This window comes from Legionella sp. W05-934-2 (genome assembly GCF_964199965.1).
Taxonomy (GTDB): Bacteria; Pseudomonadota; Gammaproteobacteria; order Legionellales; family Legionellaceae; genus JAFIFT01.
The window spans coordinates 92,680-113,814 of record NZ_CAXMZT010000012.1 but is presented as its reverse complement, the minus strand read 5'-3'; the positions used below and the strand labels follow the sequence as shown (position 1 = coordinate 113,814).

Sequence of the window (21,135 nt, the reverse complement as noted above, 5' to 3'; positions counted from 1 at the left end):
TAGCCCCAACCCTCTCCCGCGAGCAAGATTTTACCCCTGGTTAAAATTCTAGCGCGGGCGAGGGGGTTCTCTTTGGTTTTGCCAATTTTTCTTATTGGACAAAAATATATCAGGATTCCTCAGAGCGCAGCGAAATGCGGGAATGAACCCAAGCTCACCAAGATTGTCTAAAATTAAACTATCTCCCATGGAATTTGAGAGTCCTCGCTATGAAAGATATTGTCATCGTCGGTGCAGGCCCTGTTGGTTTATATGCTGCGGCATTGTATATTAAAGTGATAAATAAATACCATTTGCCTATCACCGTCACCATCATTGATCCTCATGCAGGAAATTATCGACGGGAAAGAATTGTGTCCAATCAAGTCATTGAGGATGTGTCTTCCGAGTTTAATTTAGATATCCCTAAACCCAGCGGCATTCCTGTGGAGGCGATGTATATCCGGGATTTAGAAAGGACATTATATGACTATTGCTTAAAAAGCGGCGTAACTATCCAACAAGGCACTTTTCAAAGCTTAGGCAAAAACAAGGTGAAATATACAACGTCGAAAGGCGTTTCGCAAGTTGCGTGTGATTTGGTGATGGATTTCAGCGGTAATAAACGGGTGGTGATAAACGAGGTGAATCGTCAAAAAGGTCCCACTGCGTTGACCATTAGTCAACTGGGAAATAACCCGGTGCCTCAGCATTTTTCAAGATATATTAATTTAACGCCCGATGAAGCCAAAAAACTGAGTTCTGGCAAAAAACTCGATCCCATCAAACAAGCCCGAGAGCTTATCAAACTAAGACAGACTTTCGAATGGCCTTATTTTACACTCCCAGATATTGATATCCGTTCAGCTGTCGACAAAGATAATAGCGTTAATTTCTTTATTTATTATGAAGCACTCCCCGCGTTAAAAGAAAAATCAAAGAGCGTTCAGTTAGCTTTTTTTAAGACCATTTTAAAATTAAAATATGGCTTTGATGAGATTGATTTCACCGTCAAATCGCATGGCGACTTCATCGTCAACCCACACATGGTTGAAAAAGGTTTTTATCAGATGGAAGACAACAACCTTCTTGTGGTAGCGGGTGGCGATGCTGAAATTGAGCCGGACTACCGCAAAGGGTTTGGTATTGAGATGGGCTTCAACCGGTTGAAAGGGTTGTTTCAATCAACCACATTTAAACCCGATGGTTTTGAGTTAGATTTAAGCCACTATAATTTAATTCGAAGCCAACTGATGGCCATGCATAAGCAACTTATTACCTCGCTTTATCAATCTCGACAAAGAGAAATTAAGCAATCCAATTTACCTAATGCAAAACTATATTACTTGGCATTAGCTGATAATGCTCAAGGCGAGGAAGCAAGAACATTAGCCGAAGAGCTAAAATTATTGGGTAATGCCTTTTATGGAATTAATAAGTATGCCGATGCGAAGGAGTGTTATCGGAAAGCCGTTGAACTATATCAATCGTTAAGCGCCCCCATACCCAATACCTTATTAAATTATCAGTCCAATCTTGCGCTAGCCTATCTCAGTTTAAAAGATTATGATTCGTGTATTGCATCGGCCAATGATGCGATTAAAACATTCTTTACTTTAGGGGCTTCCGATAAAAACCTTTTTTATAAAGCCCTGTTTCGCAAATCAACCGCTTTATTAGCGATAATCGATAGTAACATGGGCAGCTCAAGTAAGACTAACATTGGCCCCTTACTGGAGGATTTAAAAGAAACACATCAATTCATGGTGAAGCATTGCGGCGACATGGAAACGACGCGCACGGAACAAATTGCCAAGAGAATTGCAGAAATCGAGTTAACAATGCTTAAAACTGGGCCAAGTCCCACCCATAACAATCTTTTTGATTAATTGACAGCGCCCCAAGGGTTTGATGATTAATGTAACCCTTGCATATAATTGGCAACTGCCTCCATGTCTTCTTTGCTCATGTGGCTTGCAATATCTCGCATGATGGCATTGAGGTCGTTTTTCCGTTTACCCTCTTTAAACGCTTGTAATTGCTCCACCGTATATTGCGCATGTTGGCCTGACACCACCGGGAATTTGGCTTCAGCATTTCCCAACCCTTTGGGGCCGTGACAAGCGATACAAGCGGTAATGTGGTTTTTAAAATCACCACCTCGATATAATATTTCGCCGCGCTTGAGATTTTCTTTCGAGGCAACCCCTTCGGCGATAGGCTGTTGTTGATAAAAGGCAGCTAAATCGGCCATATCCTCCGGTGATAAATTTGCCACCATTCCCGCCATGCTAGGGTTGTTCCGTGCTTTTCCGTCTTTATAATCCTGCAATTGCTGAAGGGTGTATGTCGCATGCTGACCGGCTAAATTTGGCCATAATGGATTAGCACTAATCCCATTTTGTCCATGACAAGCAGCACACACGGCCGATTTTTCCTTTCCCATCTCGGCATTCCCGAGGGCAAACAGCGGAAATGTCGCCAATAAACAAAGTACGATGACAATTTTTTTCATGCTAGTCTCATCACAATAATGGTTTTATGTCAATCCAGGTTCTTTTTATCATTACAACTGCCATGCCTAAGAAATTTTCGTCTTTTTTATGAAAGATTACCATTTAATGGTACACTTTGCAGGTACCATTTATCTTATCCTAATTTACTTAATATTAAACTGAAACGATGACAATCACAAATCCTTATCAACAAGCTACCTTTATCAAAAGTGCAGCAAAAATCAATCAATTACCCGACGATGAGGGCTTTGAAGTCGCCTTTGCCGGCCGCTCCAATGCTGGAAAATCAAGCGCATTGAATTGTCTTACAAACCAGAAATCCTTAGCCAAAACGTCGAAAACACCGGGAAGAACCCAGCTGATTAATTTATTTCGCTTAGATGATAATCGTCGCTTAGTCGATTTACCAGGGTATGGATTTGCCAAAGTGAGTTTGCAAATTAAAGAAGCCTGGCAAAAACATTTAGCTAATTACCTTGAAAAAAGACAATGTTTAGTAGGTCTTATCTTGTTGATGGATATACGCCACCCCCTAAAAGATCTCGACAGATACATGATCGACTGGTGCGCCAACCGCGGGCTACCCATCCATGTGCTCTTAACCAAATCCGATAAAGTCAGTCGCAGTGATGTGAATAATGCCATTCGTTTGGTAAAAAGCAACTATGAAGCACTCGTTGGCCATGGTTTGCTAACTTGCCAGGCATTTTCAGCGACCAAAAAAACGGGGTTAGAGGCACTTATTGAACAACTTAACCTATGGTATCAGTTCAACGATAAAACAATCTAAGTTTATTTAGAACAAATCGACATGTGTTTATTAATTTTGTCAAAATATTAAATTTTCTAAATTTATTTAGAGCAAAGTGGTTGCCATGCCCTCCAATATTGACGATAATAAAATGCCAATTACCGTAGGTCTAATTGATGAGTGCCAAAACACTTCGCTTAAGTCAAACTTGGGGTTGGTTTCTAGCCTTAATCGTCCCAGCCGTGTTAATTTATACCACAGGCCACAGCTCCATGAACTGGGCCTGCAGCAATTTTACTGTGATTTTTTCAGCCGCATTAGTCATGTGGATATTCCGTTTAGTCCCTGAGTATGCGCCCGCCATCTTTGTGATTTTAGCGACGGTTTTGCTGGGTTTAGCACCTCAACAAGTCTTATTATCTGGCTTTGGCTCTGATAGCTTTTTTCTGGCATTATCAGTTTTTGGTATTGGTGCAGTGACGGTTAAATCGCGCATTTTTTATCGCCTATCCTTGCTGTTAATTACCCATCTGCCGAGAAAACAGTTTTTGATTCGTGGGGCTTTATTTTTGATGGGCGTGTTTTTTACACCCGTTATTACCGCTCAAAGTGCTCGGGTTTCGCTCATAGCGCCCTTAATTGAAGATATTCGCAAAACAACGGGGCTAAAACGGTATAGTGTTGCCGCCAATAGTTTAGCCTGCTCCGCGTTTCACGGCGCCATCTTGTTGTCCATCTTATTTATGACCGGTAAATCCAGTAACTTTGTCTTATATGGTATGTTACCCGAGCAAACGCAATGGCAATTCGGGTGGTTAAACTGGACCATCGCCGGGTCTGTAGCCGCTCTTGTGTTGATTATTTGCTTTTTTTTCTTACAAACTATCCTATTTCGAAATAACGATGAGATGATCATTAACCGCATGGCCATCCATCGCGAATTAAAATTGTTGGGCCCGTTATCCGCAACGGAGTGGTCTGCTATAGCAAGCGTTCTCATTTTACTGCTCGGATTAATCTTTTCCTCATGGCACCACATACCCACCGCTTGGGTTAGTTTTTCCATCTTCTTTGTCCTTTTAACCAGTGGCGTATTGGATAAGCAGGATTTCAAAACGAACATTAATTGGCCTTTTTTATTTTATTTAGGCGCCATTATAGGCATCATGCGTTGTGTGCAAGAAATTGGTATTAATGATTGGATCATGAATTACTTATCCTGGTTGGCTGATGTGGGGGTCGATCATTTTTATATTTTTATTACATTAGTTTATGCCCTCAGTTGGATAGGCGGGTTGCTATTTGGTACCATGGCAGCGCCAGCACTGATGTTTACCCTACTATTTCCTGTGGCAAACCAAGCTATCATTAACCCTTGGTTGATTGCTTTTATTATCATCATGGCAACCGAAGCCTGGGTTTTTCCTTATCAAGCAAGTTACTATTTATTTTTTGAAGAATGGGCTGAAGAAACAAGAGCCTATAACTTACGAAGTACGTTGATGTTAAATACCTGGTTATCCTTATTCCGACTCGCTGCAATTTGGGTAAGCGTTCCCTTTTGGCAATGGTTGGATATCCTATGAGCCGAAAAAGCATTGCCACATTTGGCACCTTGTTATTTCTTATTGTTTCGCTTTCTTTTTTAAGCTACCAGCGCTTACACAAGCCGAGGATACTGGTCATTCATAGCTATCACTCCGATATGCCCTGGGTGGAGAACTTAAATCAAGGCATCAATAATGTGTTTAGCGATAAAGCGTATATATCACTTCGCTATTTTTATATGAATACCAAATATCAAAATAACAAGCGGTATATGCAGCAAATCCAACGAATTATCAAGTCCACCATTAATAGCTGGTACCCGGATTTAATTCTAGCCTTTGACCATGATGCACAAGCTACCTTATTGAAATTGGAAAAGCAGGGCATCAAAACACCCATTATTTTTGCCGGCATTTCCGACGAAAAACTTTTTGCCTTGTATAACCAAAAAGGAAATATTACGGGGATCACTGAGCAAGTACCTGTTCGTGCCGTCCGGGAGATTTTATCGCTGTTATTTCGCCATCAAAGGCGTATCTATTATTTATCCGATGATTCAAGTGCTGCGCAATTACTGGATAAAGACATAGCAAACAGTAATTGGGGTAGTTTTGAATTAGTCGAACACAAACGCGTTAAAACCGTACAAGAATGGAAAAAATACGTTAAAGAAGCCGAAGCCAAAGCTGACATTCTCTTAGTCTCGTTATTTCACACCTTAAAAGATGGCAAGCATACCGTTAACCGTAAGCAACTGGTTCACTGGATGAACCATGAAGTGAATATCCCCGTTGTCGGATTGTATGAATCATTTATGATTGATGGTGGATTAATCTCCATTGCCATTTCCGGCCTCGAACAAGGCTATACAGCCGCTCGCATAGCCCTTGATGTGGTTGAGAAAAAAATGTCTATTCGCGATATCCCCATCATACGAGGACAAACATTCTCTTTATTCATTGAAAAGGAAGCGCTTACTAAACGCTTCCCCCAAGTGCAAGTACCTGTGATTCTTGAAGCCTTTGCCCAATCGCATTGGAATCCGCAAAAACTAACCACGGAAGAACTGCTATATAGCAAAAAAGCCGTTGGCAGCTTCATTGCCAAAATTGCATGATTTGACAAAATAGGTTAAAGTGTCTATTTTTTAGTCGTGAGTTGCGATGCGATTAATCCTTTTTATACTGGTTTTTATCATGACGCCAACCTATGCAAATAGGGAAGTTGTCCATCTGGGTGATTCGTCTGTTACATTGAATTGGCAGGATAATGGGCAACCTATGTTTGTTCACCTCCATGAAAGTGAAACCACTGCCTGGGAGGCTATTCAACGCTATACGAAACTTAACGGAGGAAGTTATCTACATATTCACCAAAGTGGTCAACGCAATATTTGCTTTAAGCAGGATAAAAAGCGCTACTGTTTTGATCCCAATCGCATATTTACCGATAAAGGTATTAAAGAAACCCTCTCCCTATATAGCCAAGCTTATCACCCTGACGCCCACCAAGAAGTCGCAAAACTCAGCCTCCGGATTAAACAAATCATCGCCGATAAACCCGTCATTGCCGTGCACAATAATCAAGAATATTCCATGCGTGATTACATGGCAAAAAATACCTTAGCCGCCGAGGCGCAAGCGTTGCATTGGCATGATATTCGACAATACCGCGATTTTTTATTAATCACCCAAAAAGCAATTTGGCTGAAGATAACGAAAACCCCTCATAATGCGGTATTACAATCGGTGAACGGTAATGACGATGGTTCATTATCCATTTGGATGGCAGAAAATGCCTACATCAATTGTGAAGCTGGTTATGGGCATTTAAAGGAACAGCTGAGCCAGTTGGCCATCGCTAAACAGTTACTTAGCTGATCGCTTCTCGGGAAGTAATAAAGACAAAACTGCACTCAGAGCGATTAATAAAACTAAAATATAAAACGCTTCACGGTATTCATAGATATAATACAACGGCGTACCCATCGCTGTTTTTTGCCCTCCCCAAACCAATTCAAGCATATAACCAATAAGTGGCTGGAAGATTGCCGCACTTAAGGTGATTAAAAAATTCGTACTGGCTGTAGCGACACCGGTGGATCCCTTTGGACTCATATCCTTTGCTATCGCAAAGGTCAAAACCTGCGGACCAACTGCCATTCCTAGTAGCAATAAGGCGATATTCACAAACCACACATTTAACCAAGGCGTATAAATAATGATGATTAAAAGCAAGGAGATAACTACAGCAGAGCAAAATAATAACTGCTTTCGTGTTCCCAAATAATTCGATAACCAACCACTAAAAGGGGCTGATATCGCCATGCCAAGAAAGATGACAGATGTCATGCTAGCAGCCATTGAATTGGTAATGCCATAGCGTTGCGCTAGAAAATCAACGCCCCATAATGACGCAATGACTGATACCGGCATAAATAGCATGGCGCCAATAAACCCATTGATAAGAAATCGCCACTGCTTAAACAAGGCCCACATCCGACTAATCATCACGCGCCAAGATAATGAATTTGCTTTCAAACTATCCATGCTTTTAGGCGTCGGCCGAATGGTAAGCGCTAATAAAATGGCAATGCCTAGGCCAATGAAACCACTCATATATATGCTGTTTTGCCAACCAAATGCTTCAACACTTCGTGATAAAAACATGTCCGTAGCCATAGCTCCCAAGGTCCCAAGTGCTGTGGCAATCCCACTAAACAGGGCAAAATGGTATTGGGGTAAACGCAAGGCTGCTAATTTTAATGCCCCCACAAAGGCAAACGCAGATCCCAAACCCATCATTGCTCGGCTGATGTAAGCAATAATTAAGCTATCCGTTGAAGCAAAAATAAAACACCCTATCGCGCAACAAAAGGCTGAGCCAGAAAGCACCCAACGCAGTGGCCATTTATCGACAATGACGCCTGAGGGCAATTGTAACGGGGTATAGGCATAATAGTAAAAAGCAGATAACAACCCTAATTGTGTGGCGCTCACATCAAACCAACTCATGAGAGGGTGAATCATGACGCTGGGGCTTATGCGTAATACAAAATCATAGGCATAAAACAACGCCGCTAACAAACATATCAACCAGGCGGAAAGAGACGCTTTGGGGAGGGTTTGGTGAGCCGTCGTTTGCTCAGATGTAGGCATAACGCTCTCCTTGAGCTTTGCTTGCTTGAATGAATCGTGAAATTCGAAGCGATTAAAAGCCTTCCATAAAGAAAGTATAGACAAGCAAATGACCTCTGGGCCCTTGCATTGTCTTTTTGGACAATAGTCAAGCAAATTTGAACCGTTAAAATACGCGCTCATGGACACATATTACATAAGGAGATAAAAACTCACTGGGGAAAATTATGTCAACAAAAAACGGGATTGTGTCCAACTGCATGGATGGAGGTTGCGTGCATGACTTTCCTTGAAACGATAGTCTATAATCTGCTCGAAAACAAAGAGACGATTTCGTTTTATGTTCCTTTTTTGTTAACCACTTGTGTCATTCTTACAGGCTTAGGCGTATTTTCCACTAAACGCTTAATGTTGATAATTGTCATCATTAGCTTTTTTCTTCCTTGGGAAGACTGTCATCGGTTATGGCAGGGCTGCCTGTCCAGTAATGTCTATTTTTTGATGGCAATTCTTGCAACATCCCACATCATCAAAGATTCATTACTGGTAAAAAAGGGGATTTATTTTGTTTTATATCATCTTGCCTCCAAACCGAAATTGGTCGACAAGATCCTCTTTTTCACGGGTATTTTCCTAACGCCTATATTAACCGCTCAAAGTGCTAGAATTGCGGTCATGACGCCCGTGTTAGGGAGTTTGTTTGAACATAAGATCATTCGTGAAACACCCAAAGCAGCTGAAGCCATGTTACATACTACGTTTTGTGGATGCATCTTACTCTCGACAGTCTTTCTTAGCGGCAAAAGCAGTAATTATCTGCTGCTTAACATGCTAACAAACGAGCAAGCCCTACCCAACGGTTGGTTGAGTTGGTTATTCTTTGCATCGTTTACCGGCTTATTGCTATTAGCTGTATTTTTTTTCATACATGGCCATTATTACAAACCTGCCAATTATCCCACGATTAACCGTTTCACCCTTTTGCGATCCATGGCTAATTTGCCCGCGAATAGTTTTCAAGAGTCAACATCGTTATTGATGTTGGCGTGTTTATTACCAGGGATGTTACTGATGCTTTGCCTTGGCGTTTCAACGATACCTTTGAGCATCATCATCATCTTTTTACCCATCTTGACTGGCGTGAAACCTTATCAACAACTCCATACGCTGATAAATCTTCCATTTATTTGTTATCTGATTGCCATGGTTGGCACGATGAATTTAATTAATAAGCTGGATGTGACTTTGTTCGATACCACAAAATATAGCCTGGTTACCGCTTGGATAAAAGATCCATTATATTGTATGGTGGGCGTTTTTCTCTTAAGTTGGGGCTTAAATTTTGTGCTCGGCACCATGACAGCCCCGGCACTTGCCTTTACTTTATTAATGCCCATTCTTCCTACTAGCCCGGTTCATCCTTGGATCATCATTTTCACTATCTTGATGGCCTCAGAAGCCTGGATTTTTCCTTATCAATCCAGTTATTTCAATTTATTTCAATCACAAATTGGCTCTTATCGGCAATGCTCTCTTAACCGTTTAATTAAATCCAATGTCTTTATGGCATTCTTTAAGTTTCTTGTTCTTTTGGCATCCATCCCATTTTGGAAAGCAATTGGAATCTATCCTTAAAATACATGCCCAATTGAAATAAACTCTGACAATGCAATTTCTCTTTAGCATGATGAATATGTGCCTTGACCGTTCGAGGACTAATATCCAACAATATGGCCGTTTCTTCCATTGTTTTTCCTAAAGCCAACCAATATAAGCAGCTGATTTCCCCAAGGGTTAAATACTCAGAACCGCCATTCACATGCTGCCTTTGATGCATCGTTAGTTGATAAAAATCGTTCGTGTCCAATATAGCAGGCGCATTCTCTAAACTATATCCCCCCAAGCTTAAGTCGAGCGGGATTTTAACCGCTAATTTTTTTTGAACCGATAGACTTCGAGACAACTTGTCTAAGTAGTAAGAAATAAATTGTTCTAACACATCCAATCGCTGAAGATAGCTCTGGCTAGCGCCAGACGTTCCATCATAAGAAGCAAAATGAAAGTAATGACAACCATCTTCCCTGGGTTGCACAATGGTGAATGTATGGCCACGCCCGAACGCTTTAAAATCATCATGCATCACACGAGACTTTGATGAGCGTTCAAATAAATCCCAGACAATAACCTGAGATTGGCGAAAATCCTCCTTCATATGAATATCATATTGATAAAAGCCGTTTTCTAGATAATGGCAGCCAAATTCGGGATAATTGCAAATAAAAGTCAAGCGGTTTTGCTTATCAATGTGGGCATGACAAAAGTAGGGGATTTGTAATAAGGCAAGGGGCCGGCACCATTCTGCAATGGTATCTGCCTCTGAAAAGGTGGGATTTTGTTTTAAAAATCGGCTTATGGACATCAGGGCAGACCGCTCATAGTTTTGATGGAATCGTTGGTTGTTGATTGAGCGTATTCAACTCAGTAAACAATTGGTTAAATCGGTTTTGCCACTCATCGGTTAACCCATTTTGTTGATAATGCATCTTTCGCCAACCCAAAATCGTCTGCTCATCCACTTCAAACATCAATGGCAATGATTGGTTCGGCTGCCCCGACAGTTTGTTGTTTAGCCAATAATCATATTCTTCCAATTTCACATCATCCTCGCATTTTCGCATAGCAAGCGACAAAACAGGTGGGGTAGACGTACCATTGTTATTGAGCTTATCGCCAGACACATCTTCCATGGTATGGTGTTGCCTTTGTTCATCAAAGGCATATTTAACGGAATATTTCGCTTCAGGGGGTAGTAATTTAAAAGCAAGACCCGGTCGACCATAACGACCGTAAAAATACAATGATTTATTTTCATTTTGTGCAAGCTGCCAAGCAGTATATACGATTTTATGCGTATACAATGGCATCCCTGAAGGGGTTCCACTGGCACAGGCTGCCATCGACATATATAAGGTTAGATCGCTTTTGCAATCAGGCTTACTTGTATCATGAGTTTCCTTCAGCGTGAAGGTACAAAAACCAACCGGATTGTCCTGCGAATCATGGTAGACTTCGATAAAAAAAGAAGCATGGGTATTTAAATAGGTCTGAAAGAACAACTCCCGTGCTTTTGGGCTATCGAACTCACGCATGCGAAAGCACTGTGAAAAAATATCAGCCAAGTTATTTCTTAAAGGCATATCATGCAGGATATTTGAAACAGGCATTAATCGAGCCGTGCACGCCACTTTACGATGGAGATGATTTTGGTAAAACTGGCTAACGATTGTAGCATTCTCCAAGCGAATACCAGCCAATTTGACTGCGCTCAGTTTACTCTGTGCCTGAGAGCGAACTCGTTGATTATGTTGGCTAACTATTTCTGCGACTTCCTGAGGGACATTGTCATCATAAGGCCCCTCAACCACTTCTTCATCATGGTGACGAAGCAAAAGTCTAAGTAAGCTCAATGAATCAGGCCGATGACTGCGACCTAACATAATTTCTTCGATTAATGATAATTGGAACTGCTTAACATCGGGTCGAAATCGATACCGCTGCAAAGCTTGGTTAATTGTCAAACTACCGCGTTTGGGTAATGTCGATTCTTCATTGGTTGGGTAAAAATGATGCATTAACAACTCAACCATCTCCACCGTGGGAGCATGTTCCAACAACGTATAATAAATACCATTGCCTCCCCCGGTTCTCACCCATACTTTCGGCTTGAATAACCCACTCGATAAATATTCTTTAACCGTATCAATTTGATTAGTGACAATGGCTAATAATAAGGGGGTATAGCCCCAATCATCTTGCATTTCAAACGACAGCAATCCTTGCCGACAAAAGTTAAGAAATTGGGGCTCATAACACATATGAAAGACACTGTAACGACTTATTTCAGCTTGGCTCAAGGACTCTTTATGGTATCCTTTAAGCGCTGCCAATTGCCAATCAATATCAATGTGGCTTTGTGGATAATTCGCTAATATGGCCGCTTTACTCTGGATAACGGCCAACAAATAAGTCCATGTGTAAAATTCCGTGGCATCCTTTTGGTAGCACGACGTCTTATAGGATTGGAAGGCGTCATTAAATTGTTTGATGCTATTGGCTTTAATTTTTAGTAAGCGTTCATACCCTTGTATTAAGTCGCCATAATCCCCTTGCACCAATCCATGCTTTGGTAACTCACAATCGGCATTTTTCATAAAATGTAAGACACGCTCCCAATTGCTTTTCCAGTACACTAAATCTTGCTCATTGATAACCAACCGATCCGTCAAATAACCAAGTTCCTCTTCGAGGGTGTAACTGACCTCAGGGTGTCGATAAAGCGTCATTGATTTCACTTCAGCCGGTAATGTATTGATCATGGTGTGACATGCGTTGGCTGTGTCATAAGCAATCTGATAAAGCGCTTGACTAAGCTTTTCAAAAGCCTGCGCTTCTTTGCTAAAGTCCGTTAACGATAAGGCTTGGCCACGCAATACGTCTTGGTGTAATTTGGGTCTTTGTGGGATAGGCCAATTTCGATATTCATTCACCATACCCTGACGGTCAATATTTTTTCGTCGCTCACTATTCATGGCAATAGCCATATGAATATCATTAGCCTGGCGTAAAAATAAATTATCAAGGAATCGTTGTTGGGGGGGCAACTGATACCAATAGAGAAATAGCGACTCTGCCACCTCAAAATCCCATAATTTTTTCGCTAGTTCTATGGGTAAATTACCAAACGGGTCACGTCGATATAGCAACAGAGGATCTTGTTTTAACAGTTCAAATAGGCCATCGACATCTTTTTCAAGAATGCACCGATGAATAGCGGGAATTTGGTTGGGAAAATCAATAATGTCTTTTGCATGGTAATAGTAATTGGTATTAATGTCCGGGTCATCCGGTAGAAAATTAGGATAACCACCCACGTCGCGATTGGATTCTTCTACTGGTAAATTGATTAGCGGTTTCCAGGAACCAGGCTCATCGAGTTGGCGCTGACTCTCATTTAGCGTTTGCTGACATAAATGGAGTACTGGTTCATTGAAAGCGGTCAAATGATGCAAGCCACCCAAAAATTGCTGGACCTGGTCAACGGACTCCTCGCGTTCCATACTCAGCAATAAGCTGGCACGCGCTCGAGGATCAACCCCTACTTTGGGAGCAAAGTCAAATCGATGCTGTGATGACAGATCATCATCCGAGGCAATTAATGCATTTTGCAGCCGATTACCAACGCCAGGCTTAGCCATGGCAAGCAGGGAAAGTTGGCGATTGGCATGAAAAGCGATGCGAATGTAATCGATGGGGGATGTGGGAATGAGTGGTGTAAATTGGATTGCATGCTCAATTTTACCTGCCTTGAGTTGCCAAGGCTTGTTAACATAGCAATGTTCCTGGACGATATTCTCTGCCGATGGGGCTAGGTGTCGCAAATGAATATCCGTTGACAATTTGGGCTGACTAATCCGCCAATTAGGTTGCACGCCCAGTTTTAATGATGCGGGTAAGCTCATGTTTTTTAATTTAAATGTTTTTGCCTCCGCTCGGCCAAACTTTAAATTATGAATGTTGCCAAAATTTTTAACTGCATTTTTAGCGGTACTATTTTTAGAAAAAAGGAAACTTCGAGAAAACATGGCCCACTGTGCTCATTATATGATCATTTATAGCGATTTCATCATAGAGCCCTGGTATTGTCAATAATTTAAACGATAACCTAAGAGTTTACGTACATAACAAAAAATTGTTTTTTATCTACTCACACAAATGAATGATAAACAACCTTACCCTTGCAAAAGCGACTTTAAGCCAGCGAGATGATCGGAGGCAATTTTTTTCGATTCTTCGGCATTTTTTTTATCCGTCAGTCCATGCCATTGAATACTTTGTTGGGGTAGTTCAGCAATGAAACGGCTAGGTTGGCAATCCACTAATTCTCCTGCCCGTCGACGTCTTTTTGCCAAGGTGATACATAACTCCCGCTGCGCGCGCGTGATACCCACATAAGCCAAGCGGCGTTCTTCTTCGATTTGATCGGCATCAATGCTTGCTCTGTGAGGCAAAATATCTTCTTCCATCCCCACTAAATAGACATAGGGAAACTCAAGTCCTTTTGAGGTATGCAGTGTCATTAATTGAATCTGTTCGGGGTTACTTTCTTCTGATTGATCTAAAATTTCGATTAATATCAATTGATTGATCACATCGATCAAACTTAATTCGGGTGATTTTTGCTGCAATCGTTCAATCCAGTTTACTAACTCCCATACATTATCCATTCTTTTTTGGGCTTTTGCCGGTGAGTCTGACTGTTCATACAAATAGGCCTCATAGCCTGACTCATCTACCATTTTTTGCAACAATGCCTTGCTTAAGCCCGATTGTAGCGCTTGCTCAAATTGCCCAAACCATTGTTTGAAATGGATGAGTGCTTCTCTTGGTTTTTCCGCCAATAACGATTGCAAGCCAACGTGATCTGCACAGGAAAACAACGACTGCTGCATTGACTGGGCATATCGACCCAAAGCATCCAAGCTTGCTTCACCAATTCCTCGTTTGGGAATGTTTATAATTCTTAAAAACGCCGTATCATCATCGGGATTGGCTAATAGTCGAAAATAGGCAAACACATCTTTAATTTCACTGCGAGCAAACCATGATTGCCCCCCACTGATTTTGTAAGGAATGCCCTGTTGACGTAATATTTTTTCAAATAGCCTTGCCTGATGATTTCCTCGGTAGAGCAGGGCATAGTCACCGTATTGATGACCATGGCGTAATTTATGGGAAACCAGATCAGCAATGACCTGTTCCGCCTCGTGATTTTCGTCACGGCAAGTGATCACTCGAATCATTTCGCCATGACCATACTCGCTCCATAAGGATTTTTCAAACAAATGAGGGTTATGACTAATCAGGTGATTGGCGGCATGTAAAATTCGCTGGGTTGAGCGATAATTTTGTTCGAGTTTAATCACTTGCAATTGTGGGAAATCCTGTTGCAATAAGGACAAATTTTCAGGTTTAGCGCCACGCCACGCATAAATTGATTGATCGTCATCCCCCACAACTGTCAGTCGCCCAGCTTCACCGACCAAGCACTTAACGAGTTCATATTGGGTGGTGTTTGAGTCCTGATATTCATCCACCAGTAAATATTGCACTTTATGTTGCCAATGCTTTCGAAATGAATCGTGTTGCTGGAGTATGCGCACCGGCAGACGTAGCAAATCATCAAAATCAACGCCATTGTAGGCAGTTAATGCCGTTTGGTATTTTGTATAAATATCAGCTGCCATCAACTGAATTTCATCAACACAATTGGCGACATCAATTTCCGTCGTATCCAACATTTGATTTTTCCAACGGGAAATGTGCTGCTGCACTCGCATCGGAAATTCTTTGTCTTTCGCTCGACCCGGTGGCAAATATTGCCGGATTAAATTTAAACAGTCTTCGCTATCAAAAATGGTGAAATTCTTTTTAAGACCACTGATTTCATGAGCACTTTTTAGAATTTGCAACCCAAGTGTGTGAAAGGTTGCCACTTTTAACCCACGGCGCTTCCCTTTGTCGATGGACAAACCCACTCGCTCACGCATTTCATTTGCCGCTTTGTTGGTAAAAGTGACAGCACAAATATGATGGGCGGGAAAGATTGCTTGTTCAATCAGCCATGCTATTTTGCGGGTAATGACGCGTGTTTTACCACTTCCAGCGCCTGCCAATACTAATAAAGGACCGTCGATATAGCGCACGGCTTTGTTTTGCTCGGGATTTAGTTTCATGGTGACTTGCTATTAAGTTTACAAACGCTGCTGGCTAAATTTGACCCGTTGTTCGACCGTTTCATCGACCAACTCAGCATGATTTTCTATTTTTTGATATCGTTTTAGCGCACCTTCTGCATTGGCAATTTGGATATTCAAACCGGGTCGCGCATTGAGTTCCAACATTAAGGGGCCGTGCGTTTTATCCAATACAATATCCACTCCTAAATAGCCAAGATTGGTTAATTCAAAACAGGAAGCGGCCGTTGTTAGAATTTGCTGCCAATAAGGGACCGTTAATCCTATGATCGATTCTAATGTATCCGGATGAAAATCAATGGGGTCATTATGGTGAACACCCGCTAATGTTTTTCCTGTGGCTAAGTCCACACCAACCCCTATCGCACCTTGATGTAAATTGGCCTTTCCTCCGGATAAGCGGGTCGGTAAGCGCAGCATGGCCATGGCTGGGTAACCTAACAGTGTAATCACGCGAATGTCAGGAACCCCTTCATAACTGACACTGGCAAACACGGGATCGACTTGCACCCGATATTCAATGATCGCAAAATCAGGATGGCCGCTTAAACTAAACGCGCCAGATAATAATCGGGATATATGATATTGCAGGTCTTGAATGGTCAAAAGTTCACCATTTATCTGCCTATACCGTCCCATCACCCGATCACGGATAACAACGATACCATCCCCTCCTGCGCCATGCGCCGGTTTGATAACAAAATCCGAGAACGGGTCTAAGATTGACTCAAGCTTTTTTAGCTGATGCTCACTTTCAATCGTTGCATACAAGGGAGGCACATTGATGTTATGAGCAATCGCTAATTTCTTACTCTGAAGCTTATTATCAACAAGCGGATAATATTTACGGCGGTTATATTGGAGCACATAGCTTTTGTTGCGCTTATTGATGCTCATCACACCCGATTTTCTTAATTTATTGAATAATCGCCACATATCTAATTCCTTGCTAAGGATTTGAAGCGAAATAATTCAAAAAGGCGGTAGCCACGATACTGACCAAATAATAAAATCAACGCTAATAAGACCAGCAACAATTCGGGGAATGCAAATAAGAGGTATTGTAAAGGCTCATAATTCATGGCGCCGTAGGCGATAACTGCCGCCAATAAACTCCCCATACCAGATTTAATCGCCTCTGCTGGCCCACGTTCATCCCATACGATGCACATTCTCTCAATGGTCATGGTTAAAATCACCATCGGGAATAAAGCGACGGATAATCCCAAATCCAGACCTAAATTTTGCGATAAGATGCTGATAAAAATCATCATCAAAATAACCACCGTTAGAATAGAGGCCAACCTAGGCACAAGGAGTAAGCGCAGTTGATCTAAATAAAATCGTGCTAACAGCCCAAAAGAGACAATTAACACAAATAGCGTAATCCCCCATACTAAATGTGTTTCACGAAAAGCTAATGCAATCAAAACGGGCATAAACGTACCGAAGGTTTTTAAGCCAATAAAGTTACGAAGTAACAAAATAATAAATGCACCCAAGGGAACTGTTAACAAAATTCGATAGGTTTGTTGCAGGGTTAGTGGTAATTGGAGTAATGAAAAGCGAAGTAATGTCGATTCGTTTTGCAAGGCATGCTTTTTCGCTAAAAAGAGCGCATTGACGGGCGTTGGCGTGACCGATAAATTAAACGATGCTTTTTTCCCGCCACTCAACATATAAGCAGGCTCATCACCATATTGCCAGACTAAGTACTGTTCGGGGATGCCGGCGCTGCCATTAATTGGATTAACCAACGTCCATTTTTTATTTTGATAAACCGCCAAATAGTATTTGAACTCCGACTCACTGTTTTTTGCCAATTGCAAACCTCGCACCAATTTAGAAGGAATGCTGGCTTGATTTAACAGCAATTGTACGGCTTTGATAACATTGATCTGCGAAAAATCGCCCGATACTAATAATTTTGCATTATCATCTTTACGGTTGATCGCTTTTATCGCTGATTGGGCAAACGTTAAAACATCTGCGGAGGATTTGCGAATATCCTCGAGCATGCTATCCACTGCCGGTTTATATTTTGCATCGAGCGGCAACACTTTAACATGAGCTGGTTTACCCAATGGGAAATCAGGTTGATCAATGGCACGAAAAATTCCCCGATAATATAACGATTGACTGCCATGCGCTCGTCTTTGGGACCAAACCGTTTGTCGGTTATTGTTGACCAAGTTTGTGGTTACCCCATAATTGGGGGAAACAAAATATTCATCCAGTATGGCAAAATTAGGCGGCATAAAAGGGATAGGAAAACTCGCCTTAACGGGCACTTTGTTCTCCGCTTGAAAGTGCAACGTTGCTTCAACAGTCCAGCTGTTCACGGTCTCAGTGTCCGTAAGCGGCACTTGCAAAACAAAATGGCGATAGTAGAACATACTCAGCCCAAGGACGGTGAGTACAACGATTAAACCATATAAATGGTGATTGGTGTGTTTTTTCATTGGCTTATTATTTTTCTTTTGTTTCTGCTATAAATGACACGGCTGGATCAACAACAATGTCAAATTGGATTAGCGCATCACGCCCTAATAATAAGGGATAATTAAATCGCTTACGATTGGTCAAATTAACCTCAATCTCTCGCGTCTTTGTCCCTAGCTGCACGATCAAATTAATGACAGGACGATGTATAGGCTTTGGCGTAACCTTGCCTTTGACATGTTCACCGGCGCGAGATTTTATTTTAACTTTGCCCACTAAGGGTCTTTTCATTGTGACCGATCCCGTTTTCAACGGAACGGTAAAGGTTAAATAAATCGTTTCCCCCTCTTCGGTTTCTTGTATATTGATAGCACTCAAGGAAGAAGATTTTGCTCCCGTATCAAGCTTAGCTTTTACGCTGGCTTTTAATTCTGGTAAGTTAACCCGTTCCACATAACCAAAAATGTGCTTTTCCTTCATACTCATGCTCATAGTATGTCCCAAGTTAACGACTAAACTTAGCAAAATGGATAATCCAACCCGTATCATGTGATTTGCCTCGCAACAATGTGATTTGGATCAGTCATAGATTATACCATTAGGATCCTAGCATGATAATATCAGATTAATTGCTTTTTCTCACCCTGGTACCATCAGCAAAATGCCCAAAAAGATTACAGAAAGTTAGTGCTTTCGCTATTACGAGTATGATAGAATTAAAGGTTCGGGCATCAATCTGACTCCTTTTGTTTCAGTTTGAAAAAATATTGACATCAAAAAGCTAATATAGTAGCATTTGTGCAACTTATTTAGCCGATTTGATCGATATGCCATTAGATGGTCTCATCAATTCCTCAACCGGTGGTTCCCATCGGGAAGATTCTTCGGCCTCTAAAAGCCTCCCTGAGATTAAATCCACTTTTTCTGAAACCAGCTACCAACTGGGTGTGTGGGGAGACGACCTCGCTAAAAATTTGCATGAATCTCGTTATCTTTATGCAACTTACGGCGCCTTAGACGGGTTGAGTAATATCTGCAGCCATTGGCGCTGGTTATTTGATCTCCTTTATGCTACCTCTTCCAATTCTGACGACAAGCTTCATGAATTTTTATCCTCGCCGGAAGGGATGGCGCTTGTTGGGATTGAAACCTTAGCAATCATGGCGTATGCCACCATTGGCAACTACTTTGACAGCGATGACAAAGATAAACCCATTCTCAGTTTGCTTGCTTTGACCTGGCCATATCTGCGTGATTGTTTTAAAGGCTCCAAAAATGCCTATAAAGGCGTTCGGGCAGCGTTAAATATTGCATCGCTTTTATCTGGTACCTCCTTATTTTCCTACGTGGTCCCCACCTCCCTCGGGGTTGGCGCCCTGGCAATTGTCAATCGCTTGCTATTGCGTTATATGTATACTCAACGCAAGTACATGATGAAAAATAACAAAATCGTATGGCTAGATATCCAAGCGTTAGATGCCAAAACGCTGACACCGGATGAGATGGAACAACAGGGTAAAGAGGTCTTAAGTCATGTGCAAGAACAGTCGAAAACAGTCCGAGCATTAGCCTTTATTGGCGCCGCATTTGGTGGCCTTGTTGATGGCTTATATATGTATGTTGGCATTGTGACGTTATTAACAGTCCCTGGTTTAATTTGGTTAACTGCGCCAGTTGCTTTGTTCTTAATTGGTTGTAGTGTGCTGTATGGACTAACGAATATCGCCGTCCGCATGTATGAAGAATATGACTACCAAAGAAAACTCGATATTACGGTTGCTAAAGCAAACTTAGCACTGACTGGTAAAAAAATTGAATGCTTATACCACACGTTACGGCTCGATAAAGAAGAAATGCTAAGCCAAAAGCATTTTAAGCAGTTAACCGATTATGTGGATACCTTTGTAAGACAACGAGAAGAATTAAGAGATCTCAGCGTTTTGTCTTATAAGTCGGCTTTTTTATTAGGGGTGACCCATGGATTAGCCGCTTATGGTGCACTCGCCAGCTTTGTTTTTGCAGCATCGACCATTACTTTTCTTATCATGGGTACCATTCCACCCTTCTTGCTGATTGCAGTAGCAATCACTATTGCTTCTGGGATATTTCTCATAGCCGGATTTGCCATCAATGCCCTTTATCAAACCTATAAACATCATCAAAAATTAAGCGAATTTGAACAACTCAAAACAGCGATTAGCTTGAAGGAACTAAAGGAACTAGTAAAACTGGAAAAAGGGGAAGTGTATGCCAATAAACCCGACGATTATTTAGAAGAAAAAATCCATGATTGCATGGTGATTGATAACCAGCCTTTATTCTTTTATATGGAACTGTTTGAGGTTGTCCGTTCATTTTTTTCCGGGGTTGGTAAAGGCCCTAAATCGGTGATGACTACCTTTAATGCTTTCCAAGAAAAGGGCGACGATGGGGAATATCATTTCGATAGCTGGATTTTATTAGCATTCACCTCAGTCAGCAGTGTGGTCTATGCTACATGTTTAGCCTTGCGTGCCTACGCAAGGGGCTTTGGGCGGCCACCGGTGGATTATGTTGAAATGAAGGGTGCTGATGGCCAAGAGCCTTCCTCAAAATCATCTTCCCCAAAAATCCCAATGAGTCAAAATGACAAATCGCAAAAAAGAAGAAGCAGCGACTTTAGTCTATTCGCTAAGAAATCCGTTGACGATACGAAATTTTCCCGCTCTCACTCCGATTCAGAGCTCCTTAATCAAAAGGAAAATTCATCTAGTTTAGCCATGCCATAGGCGTATATCTGGAAACACTTTCGTGAACGTTTGCGTTACCGTCTCCGTTACCGGTATAGCTAAATTCCAACAATAAGACTTCTTTTATAAACAAAATCCAACTTTCATACATCAATCCCCTCGGTAACGGAGACGGTAACGCAAACGTTCACGAATATATATGATATGATTATAGATATA

The 21,135-nt window shown here is 41.6% G+C and carries 15 protein-coding genes; 7 read left to right on the top strand and 8 right to left on the bottom strand.

The annotated features are described in order from the left end of the window. Window positions 1–209: 209 nt before the first annotated feature. Window positions 210–1,868 carry a hypothetical protein gene (locus AB3348_RS13305; RefSeq protein WP_367608094.1) on the top strand — a complete coding sequence of 553 codons (1,659 nt, stop codon included), beginning with the start codon at window positions 210–212 and terminating at the stop codon, window positions 1,866–1,868. Between the two features lie 26 nt (window positions 1,869–1,894). On the opposite strand, the gene AB3348_RS13300 is transcribed toward AB3348_RS13305, so the two are convergent. Then, on the bottom strand, window positions 1,895–2,494 hold the full coding sequence (locus AB3348_RS13300; RefSeq protein WP_367608093.1) for a cytochrome c: 600 nt from the start codon (window positions 2,492–2,494) through the stop codon (window positions 1,895–1,897). Window positions 2,495–2,661: 167 nt separating this feature from the next. On the opposite strand from AB3348_RS13300, the gene yihA reads away from it, so the two are divergent. The 4 genes from yihA to AB3348_RS13280 all read left to right on the top strand — a co-directional run bounded on the left by yihA (window position 2,662) and on the right by AB3348_RS13280 (window position 6,674). Beyond that, on the top strand, window positions 2,662–3,285 hold the full coding sequence (yihA, locus tag AB3348_RS13295) for a ribosome biogenesis GTP-binding protein YihA/YsxC (protein WP_367608092.1): 624 nt from the start codon (window positions 2,662–2,664) through the stop codon (window positions 3,283–3,285). Window positions 3,286–3,422: 137 nt separating this feature from the next. After that, entirely contained in the window at window positions 3,423–4,832 is a 1,410-nt protein-coding gene (locus tag AB3348_RS13290) for an SLC13 family permease (RefSeq protein WP_367608091.1), read from the top strand. After that, window positions 4,829–5,911: an ABC transporter substrate-binding protein gene (locus AB3348_RS13285; protein WP_367608090.1), complete on the top strand. Its 1,083-nt coding sequence runs from the start codon at window positions 4,829–4,831 to the stop codon at window positions 5,909–5,911. Before AB3348_RS13290 ends, AB3348_RS13285 begins: the two co-directional genes overlap by 4 nt. A gap of 79 nt (window positions 5,912–5,990) precedes the next feature. Then, on the top strand, window positions 5,991–6,674 hold the full coding sequence (locus tag AB3348_RS13280; protein ID WP_367608089.1) for a protein tyrosine phosphatase: 684 nt from the start codon (window positions 5,991–5,993) through the stop codon (window positions 6,672–6,674). Here AB3348_RS13280 and AB3348_RS13275 read toward each other — a convergent pair. Next, window positions 6,663–7,952, bottom strand: a complete 1,290-nt coding sequence (locus AB3348_RS13275; RefSeq protein ID WP_367608088.1) for an MFS transporter — start codon at window positions 7,950–7,952, stop codon at window positions 6,663–6,665. The two genes, AB3348_RS13280 and AB3348_RS13275, sit on opposite strands and share 12 nt — an antisense overlap. Window positions 7,953–8,210: 258 nt before the next feature. Here AB3348_RS13275 and AB3348_RS13270 point away from each other — a divergent pair, with 258 nt between their 5' ends. After that, entirely contained in the window at window positions 8,211–9,566 is a 1,356-nt protein-coding gene (locus tag AB3348_RS13270) for an anion permease (protein WP_367608087.1), read from the top strand. On the opposite strand, the gene AB3348_RS13265 is transcribed toward AB3348_RS13270, so the two are convergent. The 6 genes from AB3348_RS13265 to AB3348_RS13240 all read right to left on the bottom strand — a co-directional run bounded on the left by AB3348_RS13265 (window position 9,505) and on the right by AB3348_RS13240 (window position 18,736). Continuing rightward, window positions 9,505–10,350 (bottom strand): helix-turn-helix transcriptional regulator, encoded by an 846-nt coding sequence (locus AB3348_RS13265; RefSeq protein ID WP_367608086.1) that lies wholly within the window; start codon window positions 10,348–10,350, stop codon window positions 9,505–9,507. The two genes, AB3348_RS13270 and AB3348_RS13265, sit on opposite strands and share 62 nt — an antisense overlap. A gap of 13 nt (window positions 10,351–10,363) precedes the next feature. Further along, window positions 10,364–13,573 (bottom strand): hypothetical protein, encoded by a 3,210-nt coding sequence (locus tag AB3348_RS13260; protein ID WP_367608085.1) that lies wholly within the window; start codon window positions 13,571–13,573, stop codon window positions 10,364–10,366. Between the two features lie 147 nt (window positions 13,574–13,720). Next, window positions 13,721–15,724 carry a UvrD-helicase domain-containing protein gene (locus AB3348_RS13255; protein WP_367608084.1) on the bottom strand — a complete coding sequence of 668 codons (2,004 nt, stop codon included), beginning with the start codon at window positions 15,722–15,724 and terminating at the stop codon, window positions 13,721–13,723. A gap of 18 nt (window positions 15,725–15,742) precedes the next feature. Further along, window positions 15,743–16,681, bottom strand: coding sequence for an alpha-L-glutamate ligase-like protein (locus AB3348_RS13250; protein ID WP_367608083.1), 939 nt, complete (start codon window positions 16,679–16,681; stop codon window positions 15,743–15,745). A 2-nt stretch (window positions 16,682–16,683) separates the two neighbouring features. Then, complete coding sequence (locus AB3348_RS13245) at window positions 16,684–18,207, bottom strand: inactive transglutaminase family protein (RefSeq protein WP_367608082.1); 1,524 nt, start codon at window positions 18,205–18,207, stop codon at window positions 16,684–16,686. A gap of 7 nt (window positions 18,208–18,214) precedes the next feature. Next, a complete protein-coding gene (locus tag AB3348_RS13240; RefSeq protein ID WP_367608081.1) occupies window positions 18,215–18,736 on the bottom strand; it encodes an ATP-dependent zinc protease in 522 nt (173 codons plus the stop codon). A gap of 278 nt (window positions 18,737–19,014) precedes the next feature. Between AB3348_RS13240 and AB3348_RS13235 the strand changes: the two genes are divergently transcribed. Beyond that, a complete protein-coding gene (locus tag AB3348_RS13235; protein WP_367608080.1) occupies window positions 19,015–20,955 on the top strand; it encodes a hypothetical protein in 1,941 nt (646 codons plus the stop codon). Window positions 20,956–21,135: the final 180 nt, after the last annotated feature.

Excerpts from the sequence above, each read along its gene's own strand:
- yihA (WP_367608092.1), top strand. The coding sequence starts at position 2,662 with ATGACAATCACAAATCCTTATCAACAAGCTACCTTTATCAAAAGTGCA.
- AB3348_RS13290 (WP_367608091.1), top strand. The coding sequence starts at position 3,423 with ATGAGTGCCAAAACACTTCGCTTAAGTCAAACTTGGGGTTGGTTTCTA.
- AB3348_RS13280 (WP_367608089.1), top strand. The coding sequence starts at position 5,991 with ATGACGCCAACCTATGCAAATAGGGAAGTTGTCCATCTGGGTGATTCG.
- AB3348_RS13260 (WP_367608085.1), bottom strand. The coding sequence starts at position 13,573 with ATGTTTTCTCGAAGTTTCCTTTTTTCTAAAAATAGTACCGCTAAAAAT.
- AB3348_RS13255 (WP_367608084.1), bottom strand. The coding sequence starts at position 15,724 with ATGAAACTAAATCCCGAGCAAAACAAAGCCGTGCGCTATATCGACGGT.
- AB3348_RS13305 (WP_367608094.1), top strand. The coding sequence starts at position 210 with ATGAAAGATATTGTCATCGTCGGTGCAGGCCCTGTTGGTTTATATGCT.
- AB3348_RS13250 (WP_367608083.1), bottom strand. The coding sequence starts at position 16,681 with ATGTGGCGATTATTCAATAAATTAAGAAAATCGGGTGTGATGAGCATC.
- AB3348_RS13245 (WP_367608082.1), bottom strand. The coding sequence starts at position 18,207 with ATGAAAAAACACACCAATCACCATTTATATGGTTTAATCGTTGTACTC.
- AB3348_RS13300 (WP_367608093.1), bottom strand. The coding sequence starts at position 2,494 with ATGAAAAAAATTGTCATCGTACTTTGTTTATTGGCGACATTTCCGCTG.
- AB3348_RS13240 (WP_367608081.1), bottom strand. The coding sequence starts at position 18,736 with ATGATACGGGTTGGATTATCCATTTTGCTAAGTTTAGTCGTTAACTTG.
- AB3348_RS13285 (WP_367608090.1), top strand. The coding sequence starts at position 4,829 with ATGAGCCGAAAAAGCATTGCCACATTTGGCACCTTGTTATTTCTTATT.
- AB3348_RS13265 (WP_367608086.1), bottom strand. The coding sequence starts at position 10,350 with ATGTCCATAAGCCGATTTTTAAAACAAAATCCCACCTTTTCAGAGGCA.
- AB3348_RS13270 (WP_367608087.1), top strand. The coding sequence starts at position 8,211 with ATGACTTTCCTTGAAACGATAGTCTATAATCTGCTCGAAAACAAAGAG.
- AB3348_RS13235 (WP_367608080.1), top strand. The coding sequence starts at position 19,015 with ATGCCATTAGATGGTCTCATCAATTCCTCAACCGGTGGTTCCCATCGG.
- AB3348_RS13275 (WP_367608088.1), bottom strand. The coding sequence starts at position 7,952 with ATGCCTACATCTGAGCAAACGACGGCTCACCAAACCCTCCCCAAAGCG.